The sequence below is a fragment of the Acidimicrobiales bacterium genome (genome assembly GCA_034521975.1).
GTDB lineage: Bacteria > Actinomycetota > Acidimicrobiia > Acidimicrobiales > SKKL01 > SKKL01.
In genome coordinates this window covers 394,720-407,167 of the sequence record JAXHLR010000005.1, presented here as the reverse complement: position 1 = coordinate 407,167, position 12,448 = coordinate 394,720, and the positions used below count along the sequence as shown (strand labels likewise).

Genomic DNA, 12,448 nt, shown 5'->3' with positions numbered 1-12,448 from the left:
GCGCCGGGTCGCCGGCCCGCTGCGATCCCGACGCGAGGAGCGGGGGCCAGCTCGTGGCCAGCCCCCGCTCCTCGAGGGTGTTGCTATGCGGTGAAGGTCAGACCTTCACGTTGGTAGCGGTTCCCTTACGGGTTGGTGATGAGGACGAGATCGCCGTCCTGCGGATGCCGTGACGGGATCGGTCTCAAGCTGACCGTCATCCTCGACCATGACAGTGACCGAGGCGCCAGCATCGATCGCGCCTGCGATCTCATCAACCGACGTGATGACGCCGTCGACAAGGATGCCCGCATCAGGCATGGAAACCTCGACCGTGACGACGTCGCCATCGACGAGGATGTCGAAGGATCCGGCGGCTCCACCCAGAGTGCCGTTGGAGGCAGTGCCACCGACGTAGGTGCCGGTGATCGAGCCGGCCTCGGCTTCGTCATCCTCGTCGGCTTCGACGACGGTGAAGGCGAAGTCCTCGACGCCACTAGACCGGGTGTAGGTCACCCGCACGTAGTCGTCTGTGCCCAGGCCGTCGATCGCGTCGTCGAGCCAGGTACCGATGCCTGCCAGGTTGTAGGGGGTCCCGTCGGCGCTGAAGCGCTGGGTCCCGGCAGTGTATTCACCGGAGTCCAACTGGAATGGGCTGGCGCCGGCCAAGTCGTTGCCGACGTTCCACTCGTTGGTCTCGATCGTCATGAGGATCGGATCATCTGTGGCGTCGACCACGTCGGCGCCGCCGCTGATGTCTCCGTTCTGGAGCCGGTAGATGACGTCGGTGTCAGCGTCGCCATCGTCATAGTTCTCGACGGTGAGAGTGTCGCCGAAGCTGATGTTCGCCTCGAACACTGCATAGGTCACCGTGTTGTTGCCGACGCGGTAGACCGGAGCGTCCGCAGCATCGCCGCTGGTGTTGTTGTCCAGCTCAAGCACGGTGGTGCCGGAGGTGTTGTCGTCTGGATCAGCGAGGAATCCCATCTCGACACCCGAATAGGGCTCGATCAGGTTGGTCGTCGGGCCGGTGAGGTCGAGGCCGTAACCGACGGTGAAGCCCGCCGCCAGGACGTCCTGCGGGGTGACGTCGTGGGTGTCGGCGTCCTCGTTGTAGGTGACCATCGCACCAAGCTGGGCGGAGGCGCCGAAGACGGTCTCCGTCGCGGGCACACCGGTCACCATGAAGGTGGGATCGTCGCCGACCTCAACCTCGACGACCTCGTCGCCGGTCGAGAAGATGTAGTTCGGATTCCCTGCGCCAGGCGTGGGATCGTAGGCCTCGATGATGACGCCGCTGACATCGGCGCCGGGGACCTCGAAGCCGTTGTCGACCAGGTGGCGGACGATGAACGCTGCCATCTGCTGGCGGGACACGAAGCCCGACGGCACGTAGTTGCCGGAGGCATCACCCTGGGAGATGCCGACCGAGCCGATGCCGTTGACGGCGAGGCGAGCCTCGGCGTCGAGGGTCGAGATGTCGGGGAACAGGTCGTCGCCGGTGAAGCCGTCGCTGTAGGCGAACCCGGTCAGCTCCTCCTGGAACCGATCGATGAACAGCGCCATCTGGCTACGACGGATGCGGTCCTGGGGCGAGAACTCGGTGGCCGAGGTGCCCTGGACGATGCCGGCGTTGGCCAGCGCGTTGATGGCGTCGACGAAGTCGGCGTCGAGACCGGCGAGGTCGGTGAACCCGGCATCGCTGGTGTCCCAGGTCAGGCCGGCAGCGGTGCCGACGCGGTAGTAGAACAGCGCCATCTGGCTCCGACGCACCTGCACCGCAGGCGAGTAGGTGGTGGCGGTGGTGCCGGTGGTGACTCCGAAGGCGGCGAGACAATCGATCTCGGTCTCGAAGCCGGTACCGGCGGTATCGGTGAACCCGGCATCAGGTGCGTCATCGCAGGTGCTGATGTCGGGGGCGGGTGCCGGCTGCGCACCAGCGGGGCCGGCGAGCGGCACCAGCGTGAGGGCGAGCATGGCCGCCATCACGATCGCGATGCGGCGCCGCAGTGACGTCGCAAATGAGTGTTGACTCAAAGCATTTCTCCTCGTTGTGGTGGGAAACCGGCAAGGGGCTCCGATGTCGGCCGGATCGGCCTGGTCGATGAGCCCTGCCCATCTGACTGCAACGGGAAACACCCGAGCACAGTCGGTGCGAACGTTACAGACCTGCGACAACCAGGATCAAGGACCCTGGCGTCACGGGACCGTCACGCTCGCCGCTCGCCCCACCCGCAGGTGAGGCTCACACGTCCGTAACCGTCACCGGATCGCAACGGGGTACCACCTCGGCCGGAATTTCTCTCGGACGGTTTCAGGGCGCTGAGGTCCAGAGCTCGAAGCGCTCGACCCCGCCGTCGCGGCGGTAGTGGAGCGACAGCCCGTCCGTCGACCAGCTCGCCGATCGTCGAGCCGCCGGTGCCGTTCACCAGGAAGTCCTCGATGTCGGTGTAGTCGTAGGCCGTGCCGTCGACGCTGAACTCCTGTTCACCGGCGTCGTAGGCGGCCTGGCTGAGCACGAACGCGTCACCGCCGGCGAGGTCGTTGCCGCCAACGAACTCGCCGTGGTCGACCTGCACCGCGATCTGGACCCCCGGGTCCGGGGCACCGATGTTCGCCTCGTCGCCGATGAACGCCCTGCTGCTGTGGTTGTTGAGGGTGGCGATGCGCTCACCGCCCTCGTCACCGATGGCCAGGGTGTCGCCGAAGTTGATCTCGTCCAGGAACTCGGACTCGGTGACCGTCGTGGACGCCACCCGGTAGGTGTCGACGTCGCCCCAGCCGAGGTCGGCCGAATCCACCAGCGTGATGCCCGACACCAGCTCGACCAGGCTCGCCTCGATCGGCGACGCCGTCAGGTCCAGGTCGGGGCCGACCACGAACCCGTGGAGGGCGAGCTCCTCGTCGTCGCGAGGGACCACGTCGTGGCTGTCGCTCGCCCCCTCGTGGACGATCTGGTGGCCGAGCCCGGTCGTGCTCGACGACAGCGCGGCCTCGAAGGCGGCCTCGGTCGCCGGTTCCCCGTCGATGAAGAACGCGTCGCCGGGTTCGATGTCGACCTCGACCAGCTTGTTCCAGTCGGAGAAGACATAGCCGCTGCCCGAGGTGTACGCGACGAGGACGCCCCCGACCGGGGCGCCGGGCGCCGCCAGATCGTTCTCGGCCAGGTGGCGGACGATGAACGCCGCCATCTGCTGGCGGGACACGAACCCCGACGGCACGTAGTCGCCGTCGCCGTCACCCTGGGAGATGCCGACCGAACCGATGCCGTTGACCGCCGCCCGGGCCTCGGCGCCCAGGGTCGAGATGTCGGGGAACAGGTCGTCGCCCGCGAAGCCGTCGCTGTAGGCGACGCTCGTCGCGTGCTGCTGGAAGCGGTCGATGAACAACGCCATCTGGCTGCGACGGATGCGGTCCTGGGGCGAGAACTCGGTGGCCGAGGTGCCGTTGACGATGCCGGCGTTGGCCAGCGCGTTGATGGCGTCGACGAACTCGGCGTCGAGTCCGTCGAGGTCGCCGAACCCGGCATCGCTGGTGTCCCAGGGCAGGCCGAACTCGTCACCGACCCGGTGGTAGAACAGCGCCATCTGGCTCCGGCGCACCTGCACCGCAGGCGAGTAGGTGGTGGCGGTGGTGCCGGAGGTGACACCGAAGGCGGCAAGGCAGTCGATGACCGCCTCGAACCCGGTGCCCCCGGTGTCGGTGAAGCCCGCCGATCCCACGTGACCGCAGGCCGGCTCAGTGTCGGGCGGCGCCGCAGGGTCGGCCCCGACCGGCGCGACCCCCACCACCGATGCCGACAGCGACACGACGGCGACCAGGGCCGCCACGATCGGCGCCGTCGTTCTCCGGGCTCGATACCCGCTCATCGTCCCGCTCCCTCACGCGCGTGTCGATGCCCCACCCACGCTAGTGCGCGAGTGGGGGCCGGCCTCGTGGCCGGCCCCCACTCGTGCTCGTGGTCGACCGGGGACCGATCGATCCCCGAGAGTGGCTACGGGTTGGTGATGAGGACGAGATCGCCGTCGGCGTAGACGTCGACCTGCGTCGCGGTGTCGCTGATCTGGCTGTCGTCCTCGACCGAGATGGTCACCGACGCACCCGCATCGACGTCTGTCGGCACTTCGTTGACGGCAGTGATGACACCGTCGACGAGGATGGCGGCCTCGGGCGAGCTCGCGATCACGTCGTAGACATCACCGTCGACCAGGACCTGGAAGTCCACCGAGGTGCCACCGGCAGATCCCGGATAGACGGCGCTGCCAGCGACGAAGGTGCCACTGATGCTGCCGGGCTCGACGGCGGGATCCTCGGCGTCGACCACGGTGAAGACGAACTGCTCGACCCCGCCGGAGCGGCTGTAGGTCAAGCGGATGAAGTCATCGCCCTCGAGGTCGTCGAGTGCCCCGGTGAGCCAGGCGTCGATGCCGTCGTGGTCGTAGGGCGCGCCCTCGGCGGTGAAGCGCTGCTCGCCATCCACGTAGCCCGTGTCGGTCAGGGTGAACCAGGTGTCGGACGTGTCGGGCTCGTTGCCGATGGGCGTCACGCCAGCGGGGCTGACGGCGGCGTACTCGACCCGACCGTCGGTGTCGACGCGGATCTCGATGTCGTTGCTACCGAGACCGGTGATGTAGTCGCCCGTGTCGGCGAAGCCGCCGACGATGCTGTCGTTCTGGAGCCGGTAGATGACCGCCTCATCGGCGTCGTTGTAGTTCTCGACGGTGAGAACGTCGCCGAAGCTGATCTCGGCGGCGAAGGCGTCGTAGTCGGCGACGGTCTGGTTGCCGACCCGATAGATCGGATCGTCCGCGGAATCACCGCTGGTGTTGCGGTCGAGGTCGAGCGAGTCTCCGAAGTCGGTCGGGTCGGTGGGGTCGGTGTTGAACTCCAACGTCGCGCCGGAGTAGGGCTCGATCAGGTTGGTCGAGCCACCACCACCGGCGTGCAGCTCCTCGCCGACGACGAACCCGGCGGTGAGCACGTCCTGCGGGCTGACGTCGTGCGTGTCGGCATCCTCGTTCCAGGTGATCATGTCGCCCACGCCAGCGCTGCCGGCGAACACGGCGGCAGTGGCCGAGACGCCGTCGAGGAAGAACTCGGGATCAGCCCCGACCTCGGCGGTGACGATCTCGTCGCCGGTGGAGATGATGTACTCGTCACCGGTCGCCGCGGCATCGCCGGGACCGAAGTCGTTGGCCTCGATGATCACACCGCTGACGTCGGCGCCGGGGACCTCGAGGCCGTTCTCGGCCAGGTGGCGGACGATGAACGCCGCCATCTGCTGGCGGGACACGAACCCCGACGGCACATAGTTGCCGGAGGCGTCACCCTGGGAGATGCCGACCGAACCGATGCCGTTGACCGCCAGGCGAGCCTCGGCGCTCAGGGTGTCGATGTCGGGGAACAGATCGGAGCCGGTGAAGCCGTCGCTGTAGCCGAACCCGGTCAGCTCCTCCTGGAACCGATCGATGAACAGCGCCATCTGGCTGCGACGGATCCGGTCCTGGGGCGAGAACTCGGTGGCCGAGGTGCCCTGGACGATGCCGGCGTTGGCCAGCGCGTTGACGGCGTCGACGAAGTCGGGCTCGAGACCGGCAAGGTCACCGAACCCGGCATCGCTGGTGTCCCAGGTCAGACCGGCGGCGACGCCGACCCGGTAGTAGAACAGCGCCATCTGGCTGCGGCGCACCTGCACCGCAGGCGAGTAGGTGGTGGCGGTGGTGCCGGTGGTGACACCGAAGCCGGCGAGACAGTCGATCTCGGTCTCGAAACCGGTACCGGCGGTATCGGTGAACCCGGCGCTCTCAGCGTCGGCGCACGCCGCGCTGATGTCGGGGGCGGGTGCCGGCTGCGCACCAGCGGGGCCGGCGAGCGGCACCAGGGCGACGGCGAGCATGGCCGCCATCACCATCGCCGTGCGGCGCCGCCAACGCGCCATCGGGGATCCGTCACTCACTGGACAACTGCTCCTCACTCGAAGATCGTGCGATCACCACGCCCACGACGTGGCTCCCCTACAAGTACCGGACACCTGCCCGAACACCAACGCGGGCACCGCGACGCGTTCAGAACGAGAAGTCGAAGTGCTCGACCCCGCCGGTGCGGTAGTACTCGACCGAGAGGCCGTCATCGATGAGCTCGCCGATCGTCTGGCCCCCGTACCCGTTGACCAGCAGATCCTCGATGTCGTCATAGTCGAAGAGACTGCCGTCCACCGTGTACTCCTGGACACCATCGTCATAGCCGTCGCGGGTCAGCACGAACGAGTCGTCGGCGACCAGGTCGTTGCCCCCGACGAAGGCGCCGAAGTCCACCTGGAACCCGATCTCGACCCCTGGATCGAGGAATCCGATGTTCGTCTCGTCGCCGATGGGCCCCGATACCGCGCCGTTGTTGATCCAGACGGTCCGGTCGCCGCCGACGTAGGCGATCGACACGGTGTCGCCGAAGCTGACCTCGTCGCGGAACTCCGACTCGGTGGCGTCCACCGAGTCCACCCGGTAGGCGTCGATGTCGTCCCAGCCGACCTCAGCCGAGTCCACCATCGTCACCCCCGAGACCGGCTCGTCGATGCTCGCCTCGATCGGCACGACGTTCAGGAAGAGGTCCGAACCGACCACGAACCCGTGGGCGGCCAGCATGTCGTCGTCGAGTGGGGTCACGTCGTGCTCGCCGGTCGCCGAATCGTGGTCCATGACGTGGCCGAGACCCGTCGTGCTCGAGGCGAGCGCCGTCTCGAAGTCGGCCTCCGACACCACCCCGCCCGAGATCGAGAAGGTGTCGCCCGGTTCGATGTCGACGTCGACGAGCTGGTCGCCGTCGGAGACCGTGTAGCTGTCACCGGAGTCGTAGTCGACGAGATTCCCCGAGACCGCGGAACCCGGCGCTGTCAGCCCGATCTCGGCCAGGTGACGCACGACGAACGCCGCCATCTGCTGGCGGGACACAAAGCCCGACGGCCCGTAGCTGCCCGCGCCGTCACCCTGGGTGATGCCGACCGAACCGATCCCGTTGACTGCGCCACGGGCCTCGGCGCCAAGCGACCCGATGTCGTCGAACAGGTCGGACCCGGAGAAACCGTCGCTGTAGGCATACCCGGTCGCGCGGTCCTGGAACCGGTCGATGAACAGCGCCATCTGGCTGCGGCGGATGCGATCCTGGGGCGAGAACTCGCCCGGCGAGGTCCCCTGGACGATCCCCTCGTTGGCCATGGCGTTGATCGCGTCGACGAACGCCGGGTCGAGCCCGTCCAGGTCGCTGAAGCCCGCGTCGCTGGTGTCAAAGACCAGTCCGAGCTCGTCACCGACCCGGTGGTAGAACAGCGCCATCTGGCTTCGGCGCACCTGCACCGCCGGCGAGTACTCGGTGCCCGAGGTGCCGGTGGTGACACCGAAGGCGGCGAGACAGTCGATGACGTCCTCGAACCCGGTGCCCCCGATGTCGGTGAACCCCGCCGAGCCCACGTGCCCGCACGACGGCTCGATGTCGGGCGGCGGCGCCGGCTGCGCACCAGCGGGGCCGGCGAGCGGCACCAGGGCGACGGCGAGCATGGCCGCCATCACCATCGCCGTGCGGCGCCGCCAACGCGCCATCGGGGATCCGTCACTCACTGGACAACTGCTCCTCACTCGAAGATCGTTCGATCACCACGCCCAGGACGTGGCTTCCCCACGGCTACCGGACACCTGCCCGAACACCAACGCGGGTACCGTCGGCGCATCGCCGTCGACGCCAACGCCACCAGAACCGACCACCGACCTCACCAGCCGCGGAGCACCGCCCGATGCGGGTGACCGTCGCGGCCTGGGCCGGTTCGACCAACCTCGGCGACGAGCTCATCCTCGCCGCGCTCGTCGCCCGGTTGCGCGACCACGGTCACGAGCCCGTCGTGCTCTCGGTCGACCCGGCGGCGACCGAATCGACCCACGGGGTGGATGCCGTGGACGCCCACCGGCCCGACGCCCTCGGCGCGCTGCGCCACAGCGAGGCGGTGGTGTTCGGCGGCGGCGGCCTGCTCCAGGACCGCACCAGCGACCTCAACCTCCCCTACCACCTCGCCCGCCTGCTGGCCGCACCCCGCACGATCCCCGCCGTCGGTGTCGGCCTCGGCGCCGGACCCCTCCACACCCACCTCGGCCGCACGCTCGTGCGCCGGGTGCTCCCCCGCCTCGACGCGGTCGCGGTGCGCGACGCGCCCAGCGCCACCGTTCTGCGCGGCCTCGGCCTCCCCCACCCCCGCCTGGGCGCCGACCTGGCCCTCGGCCTCGGACCGCCCACGGGCCCACCCCAGGGGCGACTGGTGGTGTCGCTGCGCCCCTGGACCTCGACCCGGCGCCGCCTGCCCGTGCACCTCCGCCGCCAACAGACACCCGAGCGCGTCATCGACGCCGTGGCCGCCGGGGTCGACGCCGCCGCGGCCAGCACCGGCCTGGCGGTGCACTTCGTGGCCCTCGACCCGGTCCGCGACCACCCACTCCACCAGGCCGTCGCCGCCCGCATGCGCGCACCCGCCACCCTGGCCCGACCCGACGTGCACACCGTGCTCGACGAGATCGCCACCGGCGAGGTGGTCATCGCCATGCGCTACCACGCCGCCATCGGCGCGGTGCTGGCCGGCCGCCCGCTGGTCGCCCTCTCCTATGACCCGAAGGTCGCCGCCCTGACCGGCGAGCTGGGAGCCGGCGCCCGGACACTCGCCTGGGACGACCCCGCCCTGGCCACCGCGCTCCCCGACGCCGCCGCCGCGGTCGCCGGCCACCACGACCAGGTGGCCACGACCCGCCGGCGTCTCCAGGCCCGCCAGCGGGTCAACGACGAGGTGCTCGACCTGCTCCATCCAGCTCGGCCACCAGCTCGTCGACGATCTGATCCGACGGGCTGACCTCGCCGCGCGACCGGGGCGGGCGCCGGTGGCGGTCGGGATCGGCCACGAACCGGGCAGCCACCCCGGGATCGAGGTTCGACAGCACCACGTTGTCGCCCACCCCGTCGGAGCGTTCGGTGCGGCGCCGCCACAACAGCGTGGGCACCCCCAACAGCGCGCACTCCTCCTGGATCGAGCCGCCGTCGGTGATCACCAGCGGAGCGGCCCGCAGCATCTCGACGAACTCGCCGTGGGGCGCCAGATCGACCAGCTCGACCCCGGCGTCGCGCAACGCAACGTCGTGTCCGCCAGACCGCAGCGTGGCCCAGGTGGGGCCGTGCACCACGAAGCGGACGGGACGGTCCGCGGCCAGCCCGACCACCAGCTCGACGAGGGCCTCGACGGTGGCGGCGCGATGGAGGTTCTCGACCCGGTGCATGGTGACGATCGCCGGACCCGACCCCGCTTCGCCGCCGGATGCGGCAGGCGACCGCGTCGGCCGAGGTGTTGCCCGCCAGTGGCACCACCCGACCCCGCACCCCCCGCATGGCCGCCAGGTTGGCGACCGCGGTGTCGTCGGGGGCGAACAGCAGGCCCGACAGCCGCATGACCACCAGCCGCACCGCCTCCTCGGGGAACGGGTCGAACACGCTGCCCGACCGCAGACCGGCCTCGAGGTGGGCCACGGTCAGCCCCGCCCGGCGGGCCAGCAAGGTGGACAGCAGGGTCGAGGGGGTGTCGCCGTGCACCACGCAGATGCCGCCGTCGCCGCCGAAGACCTCGTCGCGCACCCGGCGACCCGACACCAGGCGGGTGGCCATGCGCGCCGCCCAAATCATCGCCTGGGGGATGGAGGTGATGTCACGGTCGCCGCCCAGCAGCAGGTCGGGGTCGCGCACCCCCAGCTCGGAGCGAAGTCCCGCACTGAGCGCGCCATGCTGGCCCGAGTCGATCAACCGGTAGGGCACACCCCGCGCGTCGAGGCGGGCCAGCACCGGCGCGGTCTTGATGTACTGGGCCTTGGTGCCGATGAAGACGTGCAGCCGGCCACCGCCAGCGGTCACGGCTCGGTGGTGTCCGACGTCTCTTCGTCGTCGCCCGAACCCGAGTCGTCGCCCGGTGGCGGCGGCGGGGGCGGCAGCACCTGACCGTGGCCGTCGCCGTCGTTGCCGGTGCCGTCGTCGACCAGGCACTCGCCGGTGGCGGGATCGACCTCGACGCCGTCGGAGCACTCGTCGGCCGGAGGCGGCGGCAGCACCGGCTCGGCGTCGGGGTCGGTGGGCAGCTCGGGCTTGAGCTCGGGGCCGGTGTAGTAGTCGTAGTCGTCGGCCGGCTGGGTGACCGGAGGATCGGTCGGGTCGGGCGCCTCGGTCGGGTCGGGCGCGTCGGTCGGGTCGGGCGCCTCGGTGACCGGAGGCTCGGTGGGAGCAGGAGCGTCGGTGGTGGAGGGCGCCTCGGCCGGCACGGACTCTCCGGTCGTGTTGACCACCACGGCCCGTCCCACCCCGGCTCCGTGATCGAAGCCAGGATCGGGGTCGGCGAACGGGCCCGTGATGTGGTGGAGCAACCCACCGCGGTCGGCGACGTTCATCGGCAGCGGGTCGGCGGCCAGCGGCGCCACGTTGGCGACCATGACCACCGAGGCCACCACCGCCGCCTTGGCCCGGTTCGACACCCGGGGCCGCATGGCGACCACGTTGTCGGCGCGAGGTGAAACAGCCGCCCCGGCGGCGGTGGCCGCCGCCGCGACCGTGGCCGCCTGGCGAGCAGCGGGAACCGGACCCAATGCCAGCTCGGCCGACAGCTCGCGGACCACATCATGCTCGGCACCCTCGCCCCGGCCCTGGCGCGCGCCGTCGACGAGTCGGTCGAGGTCAGCGTCGGTGAGGTGGTCGAGGTTCATCGATGATCCTGCTCGGTCGTTCGCAAGTTGTTACCGACGCGCGAAGCCGCAGGGGTACGTGCCGACGTACCCAATTTGTGGTCGCGGGCACGGATCGCGGCCGCGAGCCCTCGGCGCTGCAACGCCTTGACCGCCCCCGCGGGCTTGTCGAGGGCCTCGGCCACCTCGTCGATGGTGAGTCCGTCGACCAGGCGCAGGCGCAACACCGCCCGTTGGTCGCCGGTGAGCGAATCGATGAGACCGAGGGCGTCGTCGACCATGAGCCGGCTCATGACCTCGGCCTCGACGTCGTGGCCGTGCGAGGCGCCATCGAGGTCGGCGTCTTCGACCGGATCGACCGGGCGGCGGGCGAACCGGCGACGCTCGTCGATCACCCGGTTGTGGGCCACCATGAACATCCACGACCGGAACTGGGCGGCGGTGCCCTCGAAGGCGTGCAGTCGCCGGGCGACGTCGACGAACACCTCGCCGAGCAGGTCGTCGGGCTCGCGGCCGCCCTTGGAGAAGAGATAGCCACGGAGCGGACCGGCGAAGGTGCGGTAGAGCTCGGACCAGGCGCGCTCGTCGCCCGCCTTGGCCCCAGCCAGCACCTCGTCGAAACCCGCCTCGTCGTGACTCACCTGCACAGTCTGCCTCACTTGGGGACCTGGGAGTGGTGAGACGCCCGTCCCCGTCGGGAGCCGGTCCTGCCCCAGAACCATCGGCAGCCTACCCCACCGTCTGGAGTCCCAACCCCAGCGGGGCGAGGAGATGTCAAGCGGTGAGCCGGCGGAACTCCGAGGACTCGGAGAACTCGACCATGAGATCGCCGCGGCTGAGGCCACCACCCATGCGGTTCAGCCAGTACTGGTAGCCACCGGCGTCAGGTGAGCGGTCCATCACGTTGCGGTAGACCAGGTCGATGAAGCCCCGGTTGTCGAGGTGGCCGTAGGTGTTGTTGAACTCCGAGGAGTCGACGAAGCGGTCGGCGATCCCGCCGAGGGCGAACCCTGCCGACACCCGGTCGGTCCAGTAGGTGTGGCCACCGGTCTCGGGCTCACGCTCGAAGAAGGCCAGGTACAGACGCCGGACCTGGGCCGAGGCGACCGAGTAGCTCACCGGGGTGGTGCTCGAGGCGACGGCACCGCTCTCGGGAGCCTTGGCGAAGCGGAAGGTCACATAGATCCGGCTGCCCTCGTAGACGACCCCGACACCGAGGTAGTTGAAGTCGCCGACGATGTTGTCGAAGTGCGCCGGGCTGGCCACGAACATGTCGTGGAGGCGCTCGACCTCGGGGCCGTAGCCCACGTTCTCGCCCGCCCGTCGCCAATCCGGAAGGCGGGCGGCGGTGTCGGCGGCGAGGGTGGTCGTGTGGAAGATCTCGCCCTGGGCCGCCATCACCGACGACCAGTTGCGGGCATCGGCTCGGAGACCGCTGTGGGAGGTCAACGGGGCCAGCCCGCGATCGGACCGCTCGGTGTTGAGCAGCTGCAGGAACTGGGTCTCGGCGGTGGCCGGGTCGGCCGGGCGGTCCTGCGCCTCGACCGGAGCGATCCCGATGGCGGCGACCATCAGCACGGCGACGACACTCGCAAGCAGGCGGACGCCGAGGCGTCCAGTGGTGGTTCCCGCCCGGGTCTCGTCGTGTGTGCGGTCTTCGGTCATCGTGTCCTCCGTTGGATCTACTGGAGGTATCGACACACCGACGACGCCGACTTGAGGAC

9 protein-coding genes are annotated in these 12,448 nt (G+C 69.8%); 1 reads left to right on the top strand and 8 read right to left on the bottom strand.

What is annotated here, in order from left to right; all coding sequences use genetic code 11:
* Positions 1–105: 105 nt before the first annotated feature.
* The 4 genes from U5K29_08810 to U5K29_08795 form a co-directional block, all read right to left on the bottom strand.
* On the bottom strand, positions 106–2,016 hold the full coding sequence (locus U5K29_08810) for an S-layer homology domain-containing protein (GenBank protein MDZ7678640.1): 1,911 nt from the start codon (positions 2,014–2,016) through the stop codon (positions 106–108).
* 173 nt (positions 2,017–2,189) lie between these two features.
* Positions 2,190–3,848, bottom strand: a complete 1,659-nt coding sequence (locus U5K29_08805) for an S-layer homology domain-containing protein (protein ID MDZ7678639.1) — start codon at positions 3,846–3,848, stop codon at positions 2,190–2,192.
* Positions 3,849–3,973: 125 nt separating this feature from the next.
* Positions 3,974–5,935 (bottom strand): S-layer homology domain-containing protein, encoded by a 1,962-nt coding sequence (locus tag U5K29_08800; GenBank protein ID MDZ7678638.1) that lies wholly within the window; start codon positions 5,933–5,935, stop codon positions 3,974–3,976.
* Between the two features lie 109 nt (positions 5,936–6,044).
* Positions 6,045–7,589 (bottom strand): S-layer homology domain-containing protein, encoded by a 1,545-nt coding sequence (locus U5K29_08795; protein MDZ7678637.1) that lies wholly within the window; start codon positions 7,587–7,589, stop codon positions 6,045–6,047.
* A gap of 173 nt (positions 7,590–7,762) precedes the next feature.
* Between U5K29_08795 and U5K29_08790 the strand changes: the two genes are divergently transcribed.
* Complete coding sequence (locus tag U5K29_08790; protein ID MDZ7678636.1) at positions 7,763–8,860, top strand: polysaccharide pyruvyl transferase family protein; 1,098 nt, start codon at positions 7,763–7,765, stop codon at positions 8,858–8,860.
* Here the strand turns inward: U5K29_08790 and U5K29_08785 are convergent.
* The 4 genes from U5K29_08785 to U5K29_08770 all read right to left on the bottom strand — a co-directional run bounded on the left by U5K29_08785 (position 8,787) and on the right by U5K29_08770 (position 12,389).
* Positions 8,787–9,290 (bottom strand): UDP-N-acetylglucosamine 2-epimerase, encoded by a 504-nt coding sequence (locus tag U5K29_08785; protein MDZ7678635.1) that lies wholly within the window; start codon positions 9,288–9,290, stop codon positions 8,787–8,789. The two genes, U5K29_08790 and U5K29_08785, sit on opposite strands and share 74 nt — an antisense overlap.
* 612 nt (positions 9,291–9,902) lie before the next feature.
* Positions 9,903–10,745: a hypothetical protein gene (locus U5K29_08780; protein ID MDZ7678634.1), complete on the bottom strand. Its 843-nt coding sequence runs from the start codon at positions 10,743–10,745 to the stop codon at positions 9,903–9,905.
* Positions 10,742–11,365, bottom strand: a complete 624-nt coding sequence (locus U5K29_08775; protein MDZ7678633.1) for an RNA polymerase sigma factor — start codon at positions 11,363–11,365, stop codon at positions 10,742–10,744. The genes U5K29_08780 and U5K29_08775 overlap by 4 nt, the downstream gene beginning before the upstream one ends.
* Positions 11,366–11,498: 133 nt before the next feature.
* A complete protein-coding gene (locus U5K29_08770; protein MDZ7678632.1) occupies positions 11,499–12,389 on the bottom strand; it encodes a DUF4214 domain-containing protein in 891 nt (296 codons plus the stop codon).
* Positions 12,390–12,448: the final 59 nt, after the last annotated feature.